Annotated in this window: 31 protein-coding genes; 26 read left to right on the top strand and 5 right to left on the bottom strand. The window is 65.8% G+C overall.

What is annotated here, in order from left to right; genetic code table 11:
* Positions 1 to 79: 79 nt before the first annotated feature.
* The 23 genes from ACTPOI_RS01190 (at position 80) to ACTPOI_RS01080 (ending at position 11,854) form a co-directional block, all read left to right on the top strand.
* Complete coding sequence (locus ACTPOI_RS01190) at positions 80 to 397, top strand: hypothetical protein (RefSeq protein ID WP_440105677.1); 318 nt, start codon at positions 80 to 82, stop codon at positions 395 to 397.
* Entirely contained in the window at positions 394 to 867 is a 474-nt protein-coding gene (locus tag ACTPOI_RS01185) for a hypothetical protein (protein ID WP_440105675.1), read from the top strand. Before ACTPOI_RS01190 ends, ACTPOI_RS01185 begins: the two co-directional genes overlap by 4 nt.
* Positions 864 to 1,010 carry a hypothetical protein gene (locus tag ACTPOI_RS01180; RefSeq protein WP_440105673.1) on the top strand — a complete coding sequence of 49 codons (147 nt, stop codon included), beginning with the start codon at positions 864 to 866 and terminating at the stop codon, positions 1,008 to 1,010. Before ACTPOI_RS01185 ends, ACTPOI_RS01180 begins: the two co-directional genes overlap by 4 nt.
* Entirely contained in the window at positions 1,007 to 1,159 is a 153-nt protein-coding gene (locus tag ACTPOI_RS01175) for a hypothetical protein (RefSeq protein ID WP_440105671.1), read from the top strand. Before ACTPOI_RS01180 ends, ACTPOI_RS01175 begins: the two co-directional genes overlap by 4 nt.
* The gene (locus tag ACTPOI_RS01170) at positions 1,156 to 1,425 is read left to right on the top strand and encodes a hypothetical protein (RefSeq protein WP_440105669.1); all 270 of its coding nucleotides are present in this window, start codon (positions 1,156 to 1,158) and stop codon (positions 1,423 to 1,425) included. The genes ACTPOI_RS01175 and ACTPOI_RS01170 overlap by 4 nt, the downstream gene beginning before the upstream one ends.
* Before the next feature lie 55 nt (positions 1,426 to 1,480).
* On the top strand, positions 1,481 to 1,867 hold the full coding sequence (locus ACTPOI_RS01165) for a hypothetical protein (RefSeq protein WP_440105667.1): 387 nt from the start codon (positions 1,481 to 1,483) through the stop codon (positions 1,865 to 1,867).
* Between the two features lie 62 nt (positions 1,868 to 1,929).
* Positions 1,930 to 2,847, top strand: a complete 918-nt coding sequence (locus ACTPOI_RS01160) for a DUF2303 family protein (RefSeq protein WP_440105665.1) — start codon at positions 1,930 to 1,932, stop codon at positions 2,845 to 2,847.
* A 40-nt stretch (positions 2,848 to 2,887) separates the two neighbouring features.
* The gene (locus tag ACTPOI_RS01155; RefSeq protein WP_440105663.1) at positions 2,888 to 3,253 is read left to right on the top strand and encodes a hypothetical protein; all 366 of its coding nucleotides are present in this window, start codon (positions 2,888 to 2,890) and stop codon (positions 3,251 to 3,253) included.
* A gap of 18 nt (positions 3,254 to 3,271) precedes the next feature.
* Positions 3,272 to 3,655, top strand: coding sequence for a DUF6378 domain-containing protein (locus tag ACTPOI_RS01150; protein WP_440105661.1), 384 nt, complete (start codon positions 3,272 to 3,274; stop codon positions 3,653 to 3,655).
* A gap of 17 nt (positions 3,656 to 3,672) precedes the next feature.
* Positions 3,673 to 3,852 carry a hypothetical protein gene (locus tag ACTPOI_RS01145; protein WP_440105659.1) on the top strand — a complete coding sequence of 60 codons (180 nt, stop codon included), beginning with the start codon at positions 3,673 to 3,675 and terminating at the stop codon, positions 3,850 to 3,852.
* A gap of 4 nt (positions 3,853 to 3,856) precedes the next feature.
* On the top strand, positions 3,857 to 4,492 hold the full coding sequence (locus ACTPOI_RS01140; protein WP_440105657.1) for a hypothetical protein: 636 nt from the start codon (positions 3,857 to 3,859) through the stop codon (positions 4,490 to 4,492).
* Positions 4,489 to 5,169 carry a hypothetical protein gene (locus tag ACTPOI_RS01135; protein WP_440105360.1) on the top strand — a complete coding sequence of 227 codons (681 nt, stop codon included), beginning with the start codon at positions 4,489 to 4,491 and terminating at the stop codon, positions 5,167 to 5,169. The genes ACTPOI_RS01140 and ACTPOI_RS01135 overlap by 4 nt, the downstream gene beginning before the upstream one ends.
* Positions 5,166 to 5,462, top strand: a complete 297-nt coding sequence (locus tag ACTPOI_RS01130) for a hypothetical protein (protein ID WP_440105655.1) — start codon at positions 5,166 to 5,168, stop codon at positions 5,460 to 5,462. The genes ACTPOI_RS01135 and ACTPOI_RS01130 overlap by 4 nt, the downstream gene beginning before the upstream one ends.
* Positions 5,459 to 5,998 carry a hypothetical protein gene (locus ACTPOI_RS01125; protein ID WP_440105653.1) on the top strand — a complete coding sequence of 180 codons (540 nt, stop codon included), beginning with the start codon at positions 5,459 to 5,461 and terminating at the stop codon, positions 5,996 to 5,998. The genes ACTPOI_RS01130 and ACTPOI_RS01125 overlap by 4 nt, the downstream gene beginning before the upstream one ends.
* The gene (locus tag ACTPOI_RS01120; protein ID WP_440105651.1) at positions 5,995 to 6,870 is read left to right on the top strand and encodes a DNA adenine methylase; all 876 of its coding nucleotides are present in this window, start codon (positions 5,995 to 5,997) and stop codon (positions 6,868 to 6,870) included. Before ACTPOI_RS01125 ends, ACTPOI_RS01120 begins: the two co-directional genes overlap by 4 nt.
* Entirely contained in the window at positions 6,867 to 9,296 is a 2,430-nt protein-coding gene (locus ACTPOI_RS01115; protein WP_440105649.1) for a DNA cytosine methyltransferase, read from the top strand. The genes ACTPOI_RS01120 and ACTPOI_RS01115 overlap by 4 nt, the downstream gene beginning before the upstream one ends.
* The gene (locus ACTPOI_RS01110; RefSeq protein WP_440105647.1) at positions 9,293 to 9,511 is read left to right on the top strand and encodes a hypothetical protein; all 219 of its coding nucleotides are present in this window, start codon (positions 9,293 to 9,295) and stop codon (positions 9,509 to 9,511) included. Before ACTPOI_RS01115 ends, ACTPOI_RS01110 begins: the two co-directional genes overlap by 4 nt.
* 5 nt (positions 9,512 to 9,516) lie before the next feature.
* A complete protein-coding gene (locus tag ACTPOI_RS01105) occupies positions 9,517 to 9,738 on the top strand; it encodes a hypothetical protein (RefSeq protein ID WP_440105645.1) in 222 nt (73 codons plus the stop codon).
* A complete protein-coding gene (locus ACTPOI_RS01100; RefSeq protein ID WP_440105643.1) occupies positions 9,735 to 10,055 on the top strand; it encodes a hypothetical protein in 321 nt (106 codons plus the stop codon). The genes ACTPOI_RS01105 and ACTPOI_RS01100 overlap by 4 nt, the downstream gene beginning before the upstream one ends.
* A 2-nt stretch (positions 10,056 to 10,057) precedes the next feature.
* Positions 10,058 to 10,834 carry a hypothetical protein gene (locus ACTPOI_RS01095; RefSeq protein ID WP_440105641.1) on the top strand — a complete coding sequence of 259 codons (777 nt, stop codon included), beginning with the start codon at positions 10,058 to 10,060 and terminating at the stop codon, positions 10,832 to 10,834.
* On the top strand, positions 10,834 to 11,172 hold the full coding sequence (locus tag ACTPOI_RS01090) for a hypothetical protein (protein ID WP_440105639.1): 339 nt from the start codon (positions 10,834 to 10,836) through the stop codon (positions 11,170 to 11,172). The genes ACTPOI_RS01095 and ACTPOI_RS01090 overlap by 1 nt, the downstream gene beginning before the upstream one ends.
* Entirely contained in the window at positions 11,169 to 11,561 is a 393-nt protein-coding gene (locus ACTPOI_RS01085; protein WP_440105637.1) for a hypothetical protein, read from the top strand. Before ACTPOI_RS01090 ends, ACTPOI_RS01085 begins: the two co-directional genes overlap by 4 nt.
* Positions 11,558 to 11,854 (top strand): helix-turn-helix transcriptional regulator, encoded by a 297-nt coding sequence (locus tag ACTPOI_RS01080; protein ID WP_440105635.1) that lies wholly within the window; start codon positions 11,558 to 11,560, stop codon positions 11,852 to 11,854. The genes ACTPOI_RS01085 and ACTPOI_RS01080 overlap by 4 nt, the downstream gene beginning before the upstream one ends.
* Here the strand turns inward: ACTPOI_RS01080 and ACTPOI_RS01075 are convergent.
* Positions 11,826 to 13,112, bottom strand: a complete 1,287-nt coding sequence (locus ACTPOI_RS01075; protein WP_440105633.1) for a tyrosine-type recombinase/integrase — start codon at positions 13,110 to 13,112, stop codon at positions 11,826 to 11,828. The genes ACTPOI_RS01080 and ACTPOI_RS01075 overlap by 29 nt on opposite strands.
* 210 nt (positions 13,113 to 13,322) lie before the next feature.
* Here ACTPOI_RS01075 and ACTPOI_RS01070 point away from each other — a divergent pair, with 210 nt between their 5' ends.
* Positions 13,323 to 14,330: a D-2-hydroxyacid dehydrogenase family protein gene (locus tag ACTPOI_RS01070; protein ID WP_094291101.1), complete on the top strand. Its 1,008-nt coding sequence runs from the start codon at positions 13,323 to 13,325 to the stop codon at positions 14,328 to 14,330.
* A 122-nt stretch (positions 14,331 to 14,452) separates the two neighbouring features.
* Here ACTPOI_RS01070 and ACTPOI_RS01065 read toward each other — a convergent pair whose 3' ends face one another.
* The 4 genes from ACTPOI_RS01065 to ACTPOI_RS01050 all read right to left on the bottom strand — a co-directional run bounded on the left by ACTPOI_RS01065 (position 14,453) and on the right by ACTPOI_RS01050 (position 18,268).
* Positions 14,453 to 15,580 (bottom strand): branched-chain amino acid ABC transporter substrate-binding protein, encoded by a 1,128-nt coding sequence (locus ACTPOI_RS01065; protein WP_094291100.1) that lies wholly within the window; start codon positions 15,578 to 15,580, stop codon positions 14,453 to 14,455.
* A gap of 130 nt (positions 15,581 to 15,710) precedes the next feature.
* Entirely contained in the window at positions 15,711 to 15,974 is a 264-nt protein-coding gene (locus tag ACTPOI_RS01060) for a hypothetical protein (protein WP_207253386.1), read from the bottom strand.
* 323 nt (positions 15,975 to 16,297) lie between these two features.
* Positions 16,298 to 16,732: a DNA polymerase III subunit chi gene (locus ACTPOI_RS01055; RefSeq protein WP_440105630.1), complete on the bottom strand. Its 435-nt coding sequence runs from the start codon at positions 16,730 to 16,732 to the stop codon at positions 16,298 to 16,300.
* A 15-nt stretch (positions 16,733 to 16,747) separates the two neighbouring features.
* Positions 16,748 to 18,268 carry a leucyl aminopeptidase gene (locus ACTPOI_RS01050; RefSeq protein ID WP_440105628.1) on the bottom strand — a complete coding sequence of 507 codons (1,521 nt, stop codon included), beginning with the start codon at positions 18,266 to 18,268 and terminating at the stop codon, positions 16,748 to 16,750.
* Between the two features lie 73 nt (positions 18,269 to 18,341).
* Between ACTPOI_RS01050 and lptF the strand changes: the two genes are divergently transcribed.
* Both lptF and lptG read left to right on the top strand, forming a co-directional pair.
* Positions 18,342 to 19,466 (top strand): LPS export ABC transporter permease LptF, encoded by a 1,125-nt coding sequence (gene lptF, locus ACTPOI_RS01045; protein ID WP_440105626.1) that lies wholly within the window; start codon positions 18,342 to 18,344, stop codon positions 19,464 to 19,466.
* On the top strand, positions 19,463 to 20,581 hold the full coding sequence (gene lptG / locus ACTPOI_RS01040; protein WP_440105624.1) for an LPS export ABC transporter permease LptG: 1,119 nt from the start codon (positions 19,463 to 19,465) through the stop codon (positions 20,579 to 20,581). The genes lptF and lptG overlap by 4 nt, the downstream gene beginning before the upstream one ends.
* Positions 20,582 to 20,590: the final 9 nt, after the last annotated feature.

Here is a 20,590-nt window from a genome sequence, read left to right as displayed (position 1 = left end):
GCGATAGCAGATGCTTTACTTATAGAAAGTATTGCTTTACTATTTCCTCCACACGCCACCCCGGCGCCCTGGAGGAACGATGCAGACCACCACCCCGGCCACAGAACAGGCCGAAGCCACCAAAGCCATTACGGCACTGCGCAAGCGCCTGAGCCGCTGGGAACTGGAGCACCTGCGCGCCCATTGCGCAGAACTGGCCGACAAGCTTGAGAGTGCACAGCATCGCATTGAAGCCCTGGAAGAGGAGGCGAATCAAGCCTGGCGCTGGAGCGAACACTGGCGCGACCAGTCGCAAGAGCTGGCGAACGAACTGCACGAGGCAGGCAAGACCGTTGGCCTGACGATTGACGGCGAGCTGGTGGTGATGGATGCCGCCGCGCAAGGCGGTGCCGCATGAAAGTCACCCAGCACCCCAACAGCAGCTACGTGCTGACCGCCGAGACAGAGGCCGACCGCGACCTGCTGGACTGCATCCACATTGAGGGCACGCAGGCCATTGCCCGCATTGCCACACACCGCACGCCGCAAGGCCCCGGCTACATCACCACCGGCATGACGCTGGCGGTGGACCGCAAGCACCCCCAGGCGCTAGAAGCCAAGACGGCCCGCCAGCTTCTCAGCAGCTTCCGCGATCTGTGCCGCCTGGGCCTTGCTGAGGCGGCAGAGCACCGGCATGTTGGCGCCGATACCGCCAATCCACAGCCGCAGGAACAACTCGCCGCCAGTCTCGTACAGCTCCAGCTCATGTTGCAGACCCTCGGTGAAGTGGTCTTGCAGCATCGTGCCGTGCTCCAGGAAGTGCAAAGCGCCCATGGTGCCTCCAATGGTGAAAAGGCCATTCTGACGCAGCAAGGCGGTGCCGCATGACCCCCACCCTGCGCCCCATCCGCCTCTACGCCGTGCGCGTAGGCAAGGCCCAGCACCACGTGTGGGCCACCAGCGAATGCCACGCCATTGCCGAAGCCCACGGCATGGGCCTGCCCGCCACCAGCGCACGGAGGCTTGCATGACTGGCCCGCAGATGCGCAAGCCCGCCCCGCTGCCCACCCTGCGCAGCCAGGACGCCGACGCCGCATGGGTCGCGGGCTGGTGGCAAGGCAAGGTCACTGGCTATTTTTTGGGCCTGGCCACCGCCGTGCTGCTGGGGTGGCTGCGATGAGCAACCCCACCCACACCACCGCGCAGCCCGCCGAGCGCCGCACCCGCCAGCGCCCCGCCCTGCCCGCGTGCAAAGCCAACCACTGCCACCAGGGCCGCCGCGCGTGCCCCTGCCCGCAGGCCTGCGAGCTACCCGCCCCCGCCACCACCGCCGACCCACTGGGCGACGAACCCGCCAGCGCCATGGAGCTGCTGGGCGTAGCCCTGGGCGTGGTGGCCGTGGCGCTGATCGTCGTATTTGCAATCAAAGCCTGCGCCACCGCCTGATGGGCTTTGGCTTTTAGCTATCAATTTCATACCACCACCAACCGGGAATCACCCCATGACCAACACCACCGCCAACAGCAGCACCAGCGCCGCCACCGACGTGGCCGAGTTCATCACCGACCTCGACGGCGGCCAGTTTGAGCGCATGTTTTCCATCGCCCTGAGCCAGGTGGCCGCAGGCACCTGCGACAACGACGGCAAGGGCGAGGTGAACGTGAAGTTCACTTTCTCCAAAGTGCCGGGCGCATCGCAGGTCATCTGCACGCACCAGCTCAAGTTCAGCCGCCCCACGCAGGGCGGCCGCGCCAGCGAGGAAACCTCCCGCAAAACCGCCCTGCACGTGGGCAAGTTTGGCCGCCTCACCCTGGCGCCCGAGAACCAGATGGCCATGTTTGGCCGCGACGGCGCGCCCGCCACCCCGCCCAGCGGCCCCAGCGCCTGACCAGGCACCCCGCTGGCCCCACCAATCCCCCATCCATCCACCCACCAAGGAATCCCAACGCCATGACCACCGAACCCACCACCGCCGCCCCCGAAGCGAAAGCAGAACTGCCACTCGAAAGCGGCATCAGCATCGGCACCACCATCAGCGTGCCCGACCAGTTCATCGAAGCCATGCGCGAAGGCCTCACCGCCACGGCCGTGCACAACGCCGTGAAAGAAGCCGTGCTCACCACATGGGGCGCCACCGCACTGCACGAAGACGTGAAGGTGCACGACCTGGAGCACTTCTTGCCCTGCCGCCGCCGCGCTCGCGGCACCATGTCCACCGCCTACGTGACACCCTTCGCCCAGTACGCCACGGCCTACGCAGACCCCGGCGCGGCCGTGTTTGTGGATGCCGAGCACATGGCAGCCACTGCGGTGCTGGACCTGGGCACCAAAGAAACCCCCGGCCACACCGACCACCGCGCCAAGCTGCAGCCCACCAAAACGGCCGCATACCAAGCCCTGCTGGTCATCAATGGCCGCGCCCAAGGCCAGCAGCAACTGGCCGAATTTGTGGAGGACTGGAACATCACCGCGCAAATGAAGTTCTTCAACAGCGAGGGCGAAATCCAGACCGGCAAGGCCCTGGCAGCCATTCGCCGCATCACCGTGGAGAACCTGCGCAAGGTGGACAGCGAAGAGCAGCAGCTCAGCGCCAACCGCACCGCGTTTGAAAGTGTCAAGGCCACCAGCCAAGAGCCCATCCCCACGCTCATCTACTACACCTGCAAGCCCTACGCCGACCTGGCCGCGCGCACCTTCGTCCTGCGCCTGTCCATCCTCACCAGCGACAAAGCCCCATCGCTGGTGCCGCGGATCCAGAACCTGGAAGAGCACGTGGAAGCGATGGGCAACGAACTGGCCACGCTGGTGCAAGACGCCATCAAGGGCGCCATGCCCGTGCTTTTGGGCAGCTACAGCAAGGGCGGATAAGCCCCCGCAGCAATCAAAACAGCAGCACCCGGAGCCCACCATGCACCACACCGGCACCCTCTTCATGAGCAAGCAGCGCCCCACCGTGGATCAAGACAGCGCGGGCGCGTTCCGCCTGGAGCTGGTGCTGGTGGACAACCTGGGCCGCAACCCGCAGACCGGCAAAGACATCAAGGAGGCCTACCGCGTGCAGTGGACAGGCCCCGAGGCCCAGGCCTTCTGGGCAGCCCACCGCGCCGACCTCACCGCAGGCGCCCCGCTGGACGTGGCCCTGGAACGCCTGCGCGCCCACCCCGGGCCACAGGCCTTCCCACCCATGCCCGAGCTGCGCGGCCGCGTGCTGCGCCTGCGGTTGTTGCCGCGCCGGGCCAACACCCCCACCACCACCGAGGCGGCTACCGCCTGACCACCCCAAGGACCCACCATGGCCAACCCCATCAAAACTCTCAAAGTTGCCACTACATCCCAGGCAGCAGCACCAGCCCCCCAGGCCGCCCCGCAGCCCTACCCCGTCACCCTGCTGTCTGACGCCGCCCGCACCATCCTGCAGCGCGGCGTGGAGCGCGACACCGGCGGCGCCGATCAGCCCCAAGAACGCAGCATGGCCGCCACCGTGGCCGCATTCAACGCCATCGAGGGCACCAACCTCAACGAGCGCCAGGGCTGGGCATTCATGCAGACCCTGAAGCTGGTGCGCGCCGCCAACACCGCCCGCAACGGCCGCTTCAACCCCGACGACTACCAGGACGGCGCCGCCTACGCCGCGCTGGGCGCCGAGGCTGCAAGCAAGGCAGACCGCGCAGCCTGAGCCAGACACACAACGCCATGAGCAGCGCCCCCGCCCGCCGCGCCCTTGCCGAAGCCGTGCAGGCACTGGTCAAGACCAACGCACCCACCACCGACCACTACGAAGCCGTCTGCAAGGCTTTGGGGGCAGTTGCAGCCGATGACATGGGCGTACCGGTGCAGGTGGTCTTGAAAGCCGACTTCAGCAAAGTGAACTGACACCATGACCACCGCCCCCTGGATCGTCACCCAAGACGGCACCGACCAGCCCATTTCCGGCACCCACCTGCTGGTGCACGGCAAGGTGCCGCGCATCGAGGTCATTGCCCACAGCCTCGCGCAGATCAACCGCTACACCGGCCACGCCGCGCGCCCCTACAGCGTGGCAGAGCACAGCCTGCTGGTGGCCGACATCCTGGCCGCGCAGGGCTACGACCACCACGCCCAGCGCCTGGGCCTCATGCACGACGCGCACGAATGCCTCAGCGGCGACGCCGCCAGCCCTGTCAAATGGGCACTGGGCGCTGCGTGGCTGGAGTTTGAGAACCCCCTGGCCGCCCTGGTGCGCACCCAGTACCACCTCAAGACCGCGCACGCCGCCTACAAGGGCGCCGTCAAGCACGCCGACCTGGCCGCCCTGGCCACCGAGCGCCGCGACCTCATGCCCTACGACCCCCAGCGCAACAAGCGCTGGCCCGTCATCGACACCCCCGGCGCCGAGGTGCGGCCGCTGGACAACGTAGACCTCAACAGCACCGTGCGCGCCGCCATGAGCTGGCGGCACCACCGCGATGCGTTTTTGGAGCGGTACCGGGTGCTGACGGCGCAGTGCGGGGTGCTCAGCGAGGTGCCCGCATGAGCAAAGAGCGCCCCATCCTTTTCAGCGGGCCCATGGTCCGCGCGCTGCTGGATGGCAGCAAGACGCAGACACGGCGGGAGTGCAAGCCGCAGCCGATTGCCGATCGGAGATTTGTCGGCGGCCACTACATCCCAGCGACAAAACGCAACCCTGGGCAGGAGCTTTCAGTATGGGCGCCGTATGTGCACATTGCCTGCCCCTACGGTCAGCCCGGCGACAGCCTCTGGGTTCGCGAAACCTTCTACGCCTGGGGCCACTGGACCAAGCGGCTCAACAAGAAGAAGGGCCGCGAGGAATGGCATTTCGCTGATGAAACGGTGGGCACCAGTAAGGCCTACCGATACGAGGTCGATGAAAAGCTGCCCCGCCGCAAGCGCGAATTGCACGAGGTGGGCTGGTGGAAACGCCCGGCGATCTTCATGCCCCGAGCGGCCAGTCGCATCACCTTGCAAATCACCAGAGTGCGCGTGGAGGGCCTGCAAAACATCAGCGATGCTGATTGCGTTGCCGAGGGCTGCGGTGCACTGCGTTCTGCCATCGGTTGCCCGATGACCAGCCCCCCAGACGAGACGGTCCCGCGCGCCATGTTTCGCGCCCTGTGGAAATCCATCAACGGCCCCGAATCATGGGCTGCCGACCCCTGGGTGTGGGCCATCAACTTCTGCAGGCTGACATGACCCACCCCACCCCCGAACCCGGCAGCTACGAGGCCCGCCACCAGACCCCCATGCAAAAGCGCGCCGCCACCCTGGCCGCCGCTGCAGCCCGCCGCAAGGCCGAAGCCGCCCGCATCGACCAGGCCAGCCGCGACCGCAGCGACATGCTGCGCAGCGGCTCCTACCCCTGCCCCGAGCTGGGCCGCAACCCCGGCCTGACCGATGACCGTTTTGCAGCCTTCGCCCTGCCCAGCCGCGTGGGCAACCGGCTGCACTACCCCGATGGACGCATTCAAGAGGTACCCCAGCCATGAACCGCGAACAAAAACGCGCCGCCCAGTTCAAGCACGGCCAGCGCTACACCCCACACGGCACCCGCGCCACCGAAAACGACCTGGCGCACAACCGCATTGCCCACGCCCTGGTGCGCGCCCGCATCATGGACGAAGTGCGCCAGATGCACACCCGCGCAGGCATCCACGCCTACACGGGCGACGACGCCGCCCAGGTGGCCGACGCCATGGGCCGCTTGGTCTTCACCGTGGCGCATGCCACAGGCATGCACGGCCTGGGCGAAACACCCGAGGCCCGCATCCTGCTCGGCACCGCCAACGCCCTGGGCGACGTGGCCGCCACCCCCGCCGCACTGAAGCAACAGCGCGGCGCCATCACCAGCGGCCTGGCCGCCATCGAGCGCCTGCTGCCCCTGCTGTCCGAATCCAGCCTGGCAGCTGGTGCGCTGGAGCTGGAATACCAGCTGCGGCGCGGCGACGTGGGCACGGCCAGCGTGGAGCGCGCGCTGCGGCCTAAGCTGGCGATGAGCGCCCATGTGGAGGCGTGCGGGGCATGAGCGCAACCGACACCACCATCACCCGGCCCGCGCTGCGGTACCACGGGGGCAAGTTCAGGCTGGCGCCATGGGTGATGCAGTTCTTCCCGCCACACCATCGCTACGTTGAGCCCTTCGGGGGCGCCGCTGGCGTGCTGCTGCGCAAAGAACGCAGCTACGCCGAGGTTTACAACGACTTGGACGACGACATTGCCAACTTCTTCCGCGTGGTGCGTGACCCAGAGCAACGCGCCCGCCTGACAGAAGGCTGCGAGCTGACGCCCTACGCCCGGGCCGAATGGGAGCTGGCTTACCAACCCACCACCGACCCAGTGGAGCGCGCCCGCCGCACCGCCGTGCGGGCAGCCATGGGTTTCGGGTCGGCTGAGGCAACCAAGGGTGTTGGCGGCTTTCGGATAGACACCACTCGCGCTTACGCCACCGCCATGCACAACTGGGCAGACTACCCCAGCCACATCGCGGCCCTGGGCCAGCGCATGACAGGCGTATTGGTGGAAAACCGCCCCGCCATCGACGTGATGCGCCAGCACGACGGCCCCGACACGTTGCATTTTGTGGACCCACCCTATCTCCACGAAACCCGCCAGATCCGAAAGTCCAGCCGCTACTACCGGCACGAAATGACAGCAGAGCAACACAGCGAATTGCTGGCTTGCCTGCGCGATCTGCGCGGCTTCGTGGTGCTTTCCGGCTACCCCAGCGAACTGTACGACGATGCCCTGCAGGGCTGGACTCGCCACACCACCGAGGCCCGCATTGCCGCCCATCGCGGCACTGGTATGCGCACCGAAGTGGTCTGGCTCAACCCAGCCTGCGCCGATTCGCTGGCATTCACGCGCGGCGGCCTGTTTGCGGAGGCCTGCGAAGCATGAAACGCGACGCCTTCACCCTCCCCCTCGCCTTCCCCGGCGAGCTGATCATCGACAACTTCGCAGGCGGTGGCGGCACCAGCACCGGGCTGGAGGCCGCCTTTGGCCGCCCCGTGGACATCGCCATCAACCACGACCCCGAGGCGCTGGCCATGCACGCCATCAACCACCCGCACACGCAGCACCTGTGTGAAAGCGTGTGGGACGTGGACCCCATCGCCGTCACCGGCAACCAGCCCGTGGGCCTGGTGTGGCTGTCGCCCGACTGCAAGCACTTCAGCAAGGCCAAGGGCGGCACGCCCGTGGCAAAACATATCCGGGGCCTGGCCTGGGTGGGCATGCGCTGGGTTGCCAAGTGCAAACCCCGCGTGCTCATGCTGGAGAACGTTGAAGAGTTTCAGACCTGGGGCCCCCTGCTGGTGGGCGCCGACGGCACCGCCCGGCCCGACCCCGCCCGCAAGGGCAAGACCTTCGAGAGCTTTGTGCGCCAGCTGCGCGCCCACGGCTACGTGGTGGACTGGCGCGAGCTGCGCGCCTGCGACAACGGCGCCCCCACCATCCGCAAGCGCCTGTTCCTCATTGCCCGCCGCGACGGCCTGCCCATCGTCTGGCCCGAGCAGACCCACGCCGCCCCCACCGATCGCCGCGTGCTGGCAGGCAAGCTGCTGCCCCACCGCACGGCCGCCGAGTGCATCGACTTCACCCTGCCCGCCGCCAGCATCTTCGACCGCAAGAAGCCCCTTGCCACCAACACCCAGCGCCGGGTGGCGAAGGGGCTGTGGCGGCATGTGCTGGCCACGGCCAACCCGTTCATCGTCAACCCGCAGGAGATCGCGCACAATGCCAACCACCATGACCGAGCAGCAGCGAATCGACACCCTGAATGCGGACCTGGCAGCCTTCACCAAGGGCCTGCAGGCGGCGCAGCCCACCTGGCAGGAGCTGGCTCACAACCTGCAAAGGGCAAGTCAAATGATGCAACCAATGTTGCCATCCATTGCCAGCATTGCGAAGGGCCTGAATCAAGCAGCCACCCAGATGGAAGAAGCGGCCGAGCGCATGGCACAAACCACGGGATTCAGTCGGCAGTATTGGATGGATGCACTCCAGGAGCTACAGCGAGCCGAGGAGATGAGCAAGTCCCAGCCGGTAACCCTCTCAGAGCTACAGAACTTGCAAAAGCAAGCCGCGAAACTCAGCAAACCCTAACCCCCTTCCTCACCGAGCACGCCAACGCCAGCAACCAGCGCACCATGGCGGCCGACGAGCCGCTGCGCACCCAGTGCGCCCAGGTCAAGGGCGGGCACTTCTCGCTGGTGGCGCCCACCATCACCCCGCTGCGCGGCACCACCGAAGCCCACCTGGGCGCACACGATGTGCTGGCCCCGCTTTCCACCGTGGCAGCCAGCGGCACGCACCACGCGCTGGTGGCGGGCCACATCACCAAGTTCAACACCGGCGCCGTGGGCACCGGCCTGGACGAACCCCTGGCCACCATCACCGCAGGCGGCACACCCAAGCGCCCCAGCACCGGTATTACTCAGGGGCTGGTGGGCGCACACATGGTCACCATCGGCTATGGCGAGCGCCCCGGCCAGGACGCCCGCACCCAGGGCATGCACGGCCCGCTGGGCACGGCCGTGGCCGGTGGCGTGAAGCAAGGCTTGGTGGCCGCCCACCTGGTGGACATGGGCCACGGCGAAGGCGCCTGCGGCACCAAGCGATTCAGCCACGGCGTGCGCGACGTGCGCATCCCCCTGGGCACCTGCACCGCCAGCAACCCGCCCAGCGCCCTGGTAACCGCCTGCCTGGAGCAAGCCAACGGCGGCTTCTACGACGGCGACGGCCGCCCGGTGCACGCGCCCGCCAGCACCATCACATCCAGCGGCGCACAGCAGCGCCTCATCACCGCCTACGCCGTCAAGTACTACAGCAGCGGCGGCCAGTGGCAGGGCCTGGGCGAGCCCATGCACACCCTGCCCACCAAGGGCCGCATGGGCCTGGTGCAAGCCGTGCAGGTCAGCGCCGACAGCCTGGCGCCAGAACACCAGGCCCGCGCCCGCCAGTGCGCCGAGCTGCTGCACCAGCACCTGCCCGAGCACTTCCCCACCCCCGCCGACATGGTGCTGATGTGGCACGCGGGCAGCTGGTGGGCGCTGGTGGACATCACCCTGCGCATGCTCAAGCCCAAGGAGCTTTTCAAGGCCCAGGGCTTCCCCGAGGGCTACGTGATCCACGAAATCCCCAACCCCGCCTTGCTGTTCAAAGACGGCAAGCAGGCCGCCCACCCCCTGCAGGTGCCACGCATCCCCCTGTCAGCCACCGCCCAGGTGCGCATGTGCGGCAACAGCGTCAGCCCACCCCAGGCCGAGGCGCTGGTGCGGGCGAATTTTGGGCATGAGGCGGAGATTTATGGGGTGGCGGCATGAGCGGCCAGCAAAGCCTTGCCGACGCAGCGGTCGAGACACTGGCCGCCGTGCGAGCGATGGACAACGGCATCGGCCTGGACAACCCCGAGCGACACGTCATCCGCGACCTCAAGCGCAACGCAGAGGCACTGGTTGCCGACGCCCTGCGCCGCGCCCGCGAGCTGGCCTATGCGGCGGACGCTATCAGGGCACTTCACATACCGAGAGAGGGCTGACCACCATGAACGCCACACCCCAAAGACAAGCAATCACGCCAGCAATCGGCGGGTTCTACAACTGGATCGGCCAGCCCGAGCGCCTGGTGTACATGGGCGCAAAGCGCTACCCAGGCGACCCGCGTGCATGGCATCAGTTCGCAAAAGTGGAGGCGCCTGGCATGTGCTGGTGCGAGGTTTTGGCGCCGGACCTTGCCAGCTTTGAAGAAACGAAAGGCGCATCGTGACCAACCCCACCAACATGCACCGCAAGGACTTCAAACCCTGCGCCATCTGCCACAAGGGCGTGATGCACACCGGCCTGCCGCTGTTCTGGCGAGTTCACATCGAGCGCATCGGCGTGGACATGCAGGCCGCCCAACGCCAGCACGGGATGGAGCAGTTCTTTGGCGGCACCTCGCCCGGCGCGGTCGCGCTGGCCGACATATTCAGCGACGGCGCCCCAATCGGCAAGCCGATAAACGAAGGGACCACGGTGCTGGTGTGCGAGACCTGCGCCATGGCCGACATGCCTGTGGCCGTGCTGGCGGAAAGGGGCGCGTGATCATGGAGAACACCGCCAAACCCATCATCGACGCCAACGACCTGGAGGCCATGGCAAAGCAGCGGCCGCAGGACAAGTTTCTCAAGGGCTCAGGCGTCCTCAAGCTGATCCAGGCGATACGGGACCTGGAACGCGCCAACCGACAGCTGCAGGCACAACAGCCCACCAACATCGATAACCTGCGCAAGGCGCTGCAGTTCTACGCGGATGGGCACCACTTTGCCATGCACGATGAAACCGCATGGGACACGGTGAGCGGCGAGCCCGTCAACTTCTACGAAGACGAGGCGGGCACTGCCACCGTGGAAGATGGCTCCATTGCCAAGCTGGCACTGGAAGGACACCCGATCAAGTTTGACGACGAGGCACAGCAGACAGGCCCAACCCCAGACGGCGAACCAAGCAACGTCGAGCTGCGCGGCTTGTGGCACGGCGCTGGTGGCGCATTCCACGGCCCCAACATTGAAACCGGCACCATGCCAGAGGAAAAGCTGCTTCCCTTCCTGCGCGACCTGGTGCGTGCACGACATCCAGCGCCATCACCACTCGCAGCCGACCACCAGGGCATGCGCGTGGACTACAGCGGGCTGCTGAGTCAATGCCAGCGCGCGATGCGCCGAACGGAGCCAGGCCTTGCCGAAATGCTGCGCCAGCTCCAAGGACACATGCAGGAGCTGGGCCAGCGCTGGTACGGTGGCGACACCGCCGTGGTGGATGAAATCCTGCAGCTGTATTGCGTCGAGCACGAGGCCCGACAGGCGCTGAAAGGCGGTGCGTGATGGGCTATTCAGTAGGTTACGACACCACCCACCAGCGCGACGTGGGCTATGGCGTTCCCGCCATCTGCGAGCACCCCGACTGCAACGAAGAAATCGACCGGGGCATGGGCCACGCCTGCGGCGGCGGCCTCCCGGAAGACGGCTGCGGGCGCTACCTGTGCACCAAGCATGGTGGCGGCTGCTGCGAGTGCGACGCCTGCGCCGACGAGCAAGAGCCCTACCCACTCAAGCCCGACCACCCCGACTGGATCAAGCACAAGCTGACCGACGAGAGCTGGGCGGAATGGCGCGAGCAGCACCCCGAGTGGGTGGCAGCCCATGGAGGCAGCCAGCCATGACAGACACCAACAAAGCCCACAGCCGCATCAGCCCGCAGGGCCAAGCCATGGGCAAAAACGCCACCCGGCTGGCCGCCCTGGGCCTGCAGCGCCTGCGAGCCCAGGGCCTGGCCAACGTGCAGGCACCAATGCTGCGATCCGAAATGTGCAAAACCTGCGCCTGCCAGCCCAACACCGTGCCCAACGGTTGCCTGCAAACGCAGATGGACTTTCTCAAAGCAGCGACAGAGGGCCGTCCATTCCTCTGCCATGCACCCAAAGACGGCCGCATGTGCGCAGGCTGGGTACGAGCGCGCGCCGAGCTGGTGGCCAACCCCTTGCCGCCCGAGGCCCTGAAGCTGATCGAAAAATGGGACTACTCGCCGCCGGATGAGGAGCAAGCAGCATGACCGACACCCCCACCGCATTCCCACCAGAAAAGCTGCTCACCCCCGGCACGCCCATGGTGCTGGACTTGCCCGGCGTAGCCGCCACGCTGTGCGTATCAGCCACCACCGTGCAGCTGATGGTGCGCGAAGGCAAGTTTCCGGAGCCGCGCCAGCTGTCTGGCAAGCGCGTGGGCTGGCTGGCCATCGAGGTAGCCACCTGGGCGGCATCGCGCCCCAGGTCCACCCAACTGCCGCCGCCCAACACTGGGGCTGCCAAACCCAAGGCTAAGCGGGCGTCAGCGCAGGCTGCGTGACGATGGACTCCAGCCGCGCATCGAGCGCAGCCAGCCAGTGGGCCCGCTCTTTGTCGTAGCGGTACAGGTTGTAATCCCCCGCCACCCCGGGCACCACGTGCCCCAGGATGGCCTCGCCCACCTCATGCGGGCAGCCCATGGCCGCCAACATGGTGCGGCCGGTACGGCGCAGGTCATGGGGTGACCAGTGGGTGACGGTCAGGCGATCGCGCACGTGGTCGGGCCGGGACTTGCTGTAGGGCTGCCGGTAGTGCACCTTGCTCTGCATGTACGCCTGGGTTTGCGGCCCCACCACACCCCGGCGCGACACACTGGGGAATAGCCAGTCACCACCCCCCGCCATCAGCCGCCGCACGATGGCCGCCGCACGGCCGAACAGCGGAACGCGCAGATCCACCGCGTCATCGATGTGCCGGTTTTTGGTCAGCTCCTTGGGCATGGTCCACCACAGCACGCCGCCCTCTTCCCTCACAAACTCGCGCCGCATCTGCACAATTTCGGCGCCGCGCGTGCACGTCCACAGCTGCAGCGTCAGAAAGTCCTCCACCTGCTGGCTGAACAGGTGCATGTTGCCGGTCATCAGGTCGCGCACCTCGGCATCCTGCAGCACACGCTTGCCGGTGCCTTTGTGCACACCGTCGCGCCTGGCACCCTTGCTGCGCAGCTTGCGGGCCAGCACCTGGGCCCACCAGTTGGGCAGGTCTTCGGGAATGCGCCCCGCATCCATGGCGTGCACCCAGGCGGCGGCCAGCTCTGTTTTGACCGAGTTGGCCAGCACAGGCCGGTCGGCCAGGCTGGTGATGAGGTCAAAAGCGAAACGCCGGGTAACGTCGGCAACAGGCAGGGCCTGGTGCTGCAGCGTAGCTTTTTCCAGCCGCTGGCGCACAGCCCGGGCGCCCTTGGCCTCGCGCCGCACCTCCAGGTATCCAGTGGCGTAGTCGCGCACCAGGTCACCCAGGGTGTAAGCGGCAGGCGCCGCCTGCACAGCAGTGGCCCGCTTTTTGCGGCTGGCCTTGGGGTCACCCCCAGCATCGCGCAGGGCACGCATTTCATTCCAACGCGCGGCGGCATCCACAGGGGGCATCTCGGGCCAGTAGCCCAAGCGCACCTGTTTCATTTGACCAGTGCCCGGGTGTTTGTAACGATAGGTCCAAGTTTTGCGACTGGCAGTGGCCACAAGCCGCAGGCCTTTGCAACCATCAACGACAATATAAGAACCGGGCTGCAACGCCTTTGCGGCCCTCGCGTCAAACTGCATTCGCCACCCCTTCAAAGTCAGGGCGGCGCAGGTTCCAAAAACCTACGCCAAACCTACGCCAAGGCGGCAAGTGTAGCCACATTCAACCGCACGCAGACACCAAAACCAACAACATGCAGCGCGGCAAGATGAGCGGAAAAATGCAATCAAATCAAGGCACTGCAATGAAATTGCCTTGAGTATCAATGAGTTATGAAAGTTGAACAAACGATGAATATCGTTATCCTCGACGATTACCAGGATGCAGTGCGCAAACTGCATTGCGCCTCCCGGCTCGACGCGTACACCGCCAAGGTTTACACCAACACCGTCAAGGGGCTGGGGCAGCTCTCCGTGCGGCTCAAGGATGCCGACATCATCGTGCTGGTGCGGGAACGCACCCAGATCACACGCCAGCTCGTCGAGAAGCTGCCTCGCCTCAAGCTCATTGCACAAACGGGCAAGGTCGGCAGCCACATTGACGTGGCCGCCTGCACCGAACGCGGTATTGCCGTGGCCGAAGGCGTGGGCTCTCCGGTGGCCCCCGCAGAACTGACCTGGGCACTGGTAATGGCTTCCATGCGCAGGCTGCCCCAGTACATCTCCAACCTCAAGCATGGTGCCTGGCAACAGTCCGGCTTGAAGACCGCGTCCATGCCTGCCAATTTTGGACTGGGCAATGTGCTGCGCGGCAAAACACTTGGCATCTGGGGCTATGGGCGCATCGGGCAGCTGGTTGCGGGCTACGGCCGGGCGTTTGGAATGAATGTGCGCATCTGGGGCCGCGAGGGCTCGCGTGCGCAGGCGTTGACGGACGGCTACCAGGCGGCCACGACGCGCGAGGAGTTTTTCTCGCAGTGCGATGTGATCTCGCTGCACCTGCGCCTCAACGATGAGACCCGGGGCATCATTTCGCTCGAAGACCTGTCGTGCATGAAGCCTACCTCCCTGCTGGTCAACACGTCGCGCGCAGAACTCATTGAACCCGATGCACTGATCGCCGCCCTGAACCGGGGGCGCCCTGGCATGGCCGCAGTCGATGTGTTCGAGAGCGAACCCATCCTGCAAGGCCACGCCTTGCTGCGACTGGAAAACTGCATCTGCACGCCACACATCGGGTATGTCGAACAGGACAGCTACGAGCTGTACTTTGGCGCGGCTTTTGACAACGTGGTGAATTTCATCAAGGGCACACCGACCAACATCGTGAACCCTGGTTCATTGCAGGTGCGGCGTTAAGACGCACGCCCGCTACAACCCAACCCGAGGAGGGTTCACACCCCCAAAATAAAAAGGCTTCCCGAAGGAAGCCTTTTTGTTTTTGCAAGGCACCGGAGCGCCTTGTAATAAACGACTCTCTATTACAGAGGGGTCTTCTTGCCGTCCTTGTAGACGTACAGCGTGATCGCAGGGTTCTTCATTTCGCCGTTGGGCTCGAAGGCGATCGTGGAAGTCACGCCCTTGAAGTTGGCCTTGGCCAGCTCAGGCGTGTAGACCTTGGGGTCCACGGAGTTGGCGCGCTTCATGGCGTCCACGATCAGGAACGTAGCGTCGTAGGTGTAGGGGCTATACACCTGGAACTGGTTGGGGTACTTGGCGTCGTACTTGGCCTTCCAGGCCGTGCCGCCAGGCATCTTGGCCAGCGAAGAACCACCTTCGGCGCAGATCACGTTGCCCAGGGTCTTGGCACCAGCGGCCAGCTTGGCGATTTCAGAAGTGCAGATGCCGTCACCACCGAAGTACTTGACGTTGCCCATGCCCAGCTGTTCCATCTGACGCAGCATCGGGCCGCCTTGGGGGTCCATGCCGCCGTAGAAGATCGCGTCGGGGTTCTTGGCCTTGATGGCGGTCAGGATCGCCATGAAGTCGGTGGCCTTGTCGGTCGTGAACTGCTCGTCCACCACCTTCATGCCCTTGGCAGTGGCCGTCTTCTTGAACACGTCTGCCACGCCCTGGCCGTAAGCGGTACGGTCGTCGATGATGGCAACGGTCTTGAGCTTCAGCGTATCTACAGCGTAGAACGCCAGGCCAGCGCCCAGGGCGTTGTCATTGGCGATGATGCGGAAGGTGGTCTTGTAGCCGGGCTTGGTCAGGTTGGGGTTGGTGGCAGCGCCGGTGACGTGGGGAATGCCGCAGTCGTTGTAGACCTTGGAAGCGGGGATAGTGGTACCGGAGTTGAGGTGGCCCACCACGCCAGCAACCTTGGCGTCGCACAGCTTCTGTGCAGCAGCGGTGCCCTGCTTTGGATCTGCAGCGTCGTCTTCAGCGACCAGTTCAAACTTGATCTTCTTGCCACCGATGGTGACACCTTGAGCGTTCAACTCTTCAATGGCCATGCGGGCGCCATTTTCGTTGTCCTTGCCGTAGTGGGCTTGGGCGCCGGAAACCGGAGCCACGTGGCCGATCTTGACCACCTGCTCTTGTGCAGAGGCCACACCAGCTGCAGCTGCGATAGCAGCAACCACGGTCAGTTTCAACTTCAATTGCATATCAATCTCCAGTAAAGATAAACGCTGAGAATCTTCTTGTGTCTCAACGCAGGCGAACATATCGCAATTTACGGGCCAGATCATTAGGGAACACGATTAAATGCGAGGGAAACCACAGGGGAATACCCTGTCATCCCTTGCTGGCTGTGGGCGCACCGCTCGCAAGCTCCTCGGCCACGGCCTCGTACACCGCATGCCGGACCACGGATTCGATCTCCTCCCGCAGCCTGGGCAGCACCGATCTTGTCTGTTCTTGCACCACCGTGGCGATCGCTTCGCGCAGACGTTGATCCAGCACAACGTCCACCCGCTGCATGACACGGTGCACCATGTATTCCTCCATGCCCTCGGGCATGGGCCGCGCCAGCGCGGGTGCGGCCGCTGCACGCGCCATTGGCATAGCCCCTGGCAAAGGCGCTGCGGCGCTGGGCATGCGCTGCTGGGGTGCAGGTGTTTGTGCCCTCGCGGTACTCGGACTGGCACCGACCGCCCCACCCGCTGACGCAGCAGCCAGTGGGCGCGCAGACCGGGGCGCTGCGGGCAATGCAGTACCAGCGGGTTGCCGCATGTCCAAAGGCGCGGTGGAGTGCGGCGGTGGCATGACCGTGGTGCGCGCACGGGGTTCCACGGGCATGGCAGCCGGTGGTGTCCCCGGCACCTGCACCACTTCGGTGAGTGTGGGCACAAAACGGGGAGGCGCTTTGGGTGGGGTGGCCATCAGCCGCCTTTCAGCACCAGATCATGGCGCGTGATGGCATAGCCCCGCGACGCATAGTGGCGCCAGCGTGCGCGCGCCTCGGCGCGGTCGGCTTCGTCATGGGCACTCACTACCTCTACCAGCCGGTCAAACCGCCCGAAGCCTTCGGGGACTTCCATGTTGAGATTCAGCAGCACCTCATGGTGCGCCGACGACCGCGCATCGACCGCCAGCAACACCGGGGACGCCAGCACCAGATCTTCGTCCGCATCGCTGCGGCAGTGGGCCACAAAATCCTGGGGAGCCATGGCCCAGAGCATGCGGTCCAGGGTCTCCAGCGACTCGGCTGGTGCCGTGATGACCAGGCGCGCCCCACTGCGCTGCACCTTGCGCGCAAAGCGGCACGCGTAGGCCAGCTTGTCAGGCGCGTTGAAGTGGAAAGCGACCTCTGTCATGCTGCGCCCGCTCGATCAGGCGGCCTTGGCCCGGGGTGCGCGCTTGGTCGCAGGCTTGGCGGCGGCACGCGGTGCGGACGCCGCCTTGCCCACCTTTGCGTGGGCCTGGGCCAGCAGATAGTGCACCAGCAAACCCACAGGGCGCCCTGTGGAACCTTTGGCCGCACCACCGCGCCAGGCCGTGCCGGCAATGTCCAGGTGCGCCCAGGGCATGTCGCCCACAAACTTCTGCAGGAACTTGGCGGCTGTGATGGAGCCACCCGCACGACCGGCGACGTTGCCCATGTCGGCAAAGTTGCTCTTGAGGCCCTCGGCATAGTCGTCGTCCAGCGGCATGCGCCAGCAGGGGTCTTGCGCGGATTCGCCCGCCTCCTGCAATGCAGCGGCCAATCCATCGTTGTTGGCAAAGAGACCGCTGCGCACGCCACCCAGCGCAATCACGCAGGCGCCGGTCAGGGTGGCAATGTCTACCACGGCGGCTGGCTTGAAGCGGGCCGCATAGCTCAGCGCATCACACAGCACCAGGCGGCCTTCGGCGTCGGTGTTCAAAATCTCGATGGTCTGGCCGCTCATGCTGGTGACCACATCACCAGGCTTCACGGCGCGGCCATCGGGCATGTTCTCGCAGGCCGGGATCAGACCCACCACATTGATGGCAGGTTGCAGTTCGCCCAAGGCGCGGAACGTGCCCAGCACGCTGGCGGCGCCACACATGTCGAACTTCATTTCGTCCATTTCGGGCGCGGGCTTGATCGAGATGCCCCCGGTGTCAAAGGTGATGCCCTTGCCCACCAGCACCACGGGCGCCTTGTCCTTGGCGGCGCCGTTGTAGCGCAGCTCGATGAAACGCAACGGCTCTTCAGAGCCACGGGCGACGGCCAGGAAGGCTCCCATGCCCAGGCGGCTGACCTCGGCCGGGCCGTGGACCTTGCACTGGATCCGCGGCAGCTTGGCCAGCGTCTTGGCGGCATCAGCCAGCAGGCTGGGCGTGGCATGGTTGGCGGGGCGGTTGCCCCATTCGCGCGCAAACTCCACACCCGCCACCAGCGCCACACCCCGGTCAAAACCTTCCCGCGCCTCGGTGGGGCTGGCAACACCAATCACACAGCGGCCCAGGCTGCGGGCCTCTGCCTTCGATTTGGTGGTGGTGTAGACATAGCTGGCCTCGGCGACAGCCTGCACGGCAGCGCCCACGGCATCCGCAGAGGCGGCGCCCGCCCAGCACAGCACCACCCGCTTGGTGTGGGGGGCCTTGATCGCACCGCCCGCTGCCAGCACGGCCTGGCGCAGCGCGCGGGCAGAGCCATCGCCGCAGCCCACCAGCACCACGCGGCGCGCGGCCACGGCGGGCACCTGGTACAGCTGCAGTTGTTTGCCCGCCTTCAGCGCCAGATCTCCGTGCTTGAGCGCCAGCGCCGCCAGGGCAGACAGGGCGTCAGCCCCCGGCTTGAAACCCTCAGGAATCAGCACCACCAGCAGGTCGCATTTCTCCGAGGCAGCCGCCGTCAAATCCAGGGTCTTGAGATCAAAGTTCATAATCGGTGTTTTCCTTTTGAGCGGGCCATGCGCTTTGATGCGCACGCAAAAATGCATAGCACGCGCTGAGCCAATGTTATTCGATTCATCCATTCGCAAAGAGCTGGCACGCAGCTTCGGCGCGACGCTTGTGGTGCTGGTGACCGTGGTCATGACCATGATGCTCATCCGCACCCTGGGCCAGGCCTCCAAAGGCAGCGTGAGCCCCTCCGATGTGATGCTGGTCATGGGCTTCACCGTGCTGGGCCAGTTGCCCACCATCCTGAGCCTGAGCCTGTTCATTGCCGTGGTCGGCACCCTCTCGCGCATGTACCGCGACAGCGAAATGGTGATCTGGTTCGCCAGTGGCCGGGGCCTGCTGAGCCTGGTCAAGCCCCTGCTGCGGTTTGCCTGGCCCGTGATGGTGGTGATTGCCGTGCTGTCGCTACTGGTCTGGCCCTGGGCCAACTCGCAGATTCAGGAGCTCAAGACCCGCTACGAGCAGCGCAGCGACATCGACCGCATTGCACCCGGTGAATTCCAGGAGTCCTCCAACGGCAGCCGGGTGTTCTTCATTGACAAGGACAGCCCCGACACACAGGCCGCCAACAACGTGTTCATCGCGGCCAACGACGGCACGCGCGAGTCCGTCACCTCAGCCCGCAGCGCGCGGCTGGAGACCCAGGCGGGCGAGCGCATGGTGCTGCTCAGCGACGGCCAGCGGCTGGAGACCTCGCGCAGCAAGCCCGGCGTCAAGATCAGCGACTTCTCCGAATACGGCACCCGCCTCGGCGCCGCCTCGCCGGGCTCCGCCGAAGAGCTGGCCGTGAAGACCCGCACCACCCTCAGCCTGCTCATGCAGCCCCTGCCTGCCTACCGGGCCGAGCTGGGCTGGCGCCTGGGGCTGGCGCTGGCGGCCCTCAACTTTGTGCTGCTGGGCCTGGCCGTGGCCAGTGCCAACCCGCGCGCCGCGCGCAGCACCAGCCTGGTGTTTGCGCTGTTCGGGTTCATCGTCTACTACAACCTCATGACCCTGGGCCAAAGCTGGGTAGGTGCCGGCCGGTTGGGCCTGGCAAGCTTCATGGTGCTGCTGCACGGCGGCATGCTGGCCGTGTCATTGCTGGTGCTGGCGATACGACACAACCAGTGGAGCGTGCGCCGCCTGCTGCCGCCCCGCCCATCAAGGGCCACCCAGCCACAGGGAGGGCAGCCCGCATGAAGACCATCCGCCGCCTGATCCACCGCGAGGCCCTGTCCGCCGTCACCTTCGTCACGGTCGGTTTCTTGGCATTGTTCTTCTTCTTCGACCTGGTGGACGAGCTGCGCTGGGTGGGCCGGGCTGGCGCCGAGGGCTACCAGCTATCGCACGCCCTGTTGTTCGTGGTGCTCAGCATTCCCAGCCACCTCTATGAGCTGCTGCCCATCACCGTGCTCATCGGCACCATCTTTGTGATGGCGCGCCTGGCCCAAAGCTCCGAATTCACCATCATGCGCACCAGTGGCATGGGCCCCTGGCGCGCACTGCGCACCCTGGTCACCCTGGGCGGCGTGTTTGTGGTGCTGACTTTTGCCGTGGGCGACTACCTGGCCCCGCTCACCGACCGCACGGCCCAGCTCATCAAGGTGCGCTACCTCGGCAAACTGACCACAGGCGCCACCGGTGCCTGGCTCAAGGAGCGGCAGGACAACCACTCCTTTGCCGTCAACGTGCGCGCCCTCACGCCCAACGGCGGCATGCTGGATGTGCGCATCTTCGAGTTCGACGACAAAGGGCGCCTCGCCTCGCAGACGCGGGCTGCCTCGGGCCAGTTCGGCTCGGACGGCGCCTGGGCACTCACCAACGTGCAGCGCAGCCGCTTTGAACACCGCAACGCCACCGACGACAAGGGCGAGGCGCGCGTGGAACACCTCGACACCCCCAGCCTGCAATGGCCCACGCGCATCAGTGCCGACATGGTCGCCGCCTCCCTGCTCAAACCCGACCGCATGGCCACGCTGGACCTGTTCCAGTTCATCCGGCACCTGAATGCCAATGGCCAGTCGGCGCAAAAGTACGAGATCGAGTTCTGGCGCAAGGTGTTCTACCCCCTCTCCTGCCTGGTGATGGTGGTACTGGCCCTGCCCTTTGCCTACCTGCATTTCCGCTCGGGCGGCATTGCGGGCTATGTGTTTGGCGGGGTCATGGCGGGCATCAGCTTCTTCCTGCTGAACAACGTGTTTGGCTACGCAGGCAATCTGCAGAACTGGTCGCCCATGCTCACGGCCGCCGCGCCGGGGCTGATCTATTCCGTGCTCTCCCTGGCCGCCTTCGGCTGGCTGGTGCTGCGGCGCTGACTGCGGCAG

Source organism: Acidovorax sp. BL-A-41-H1, assembly GCF_051942715.1.
The sequence above is the reverse complement of the archived record's forward strand: the minus strand, read 5'-3'. Positions and strand labels throughout refer to the sequence as shown.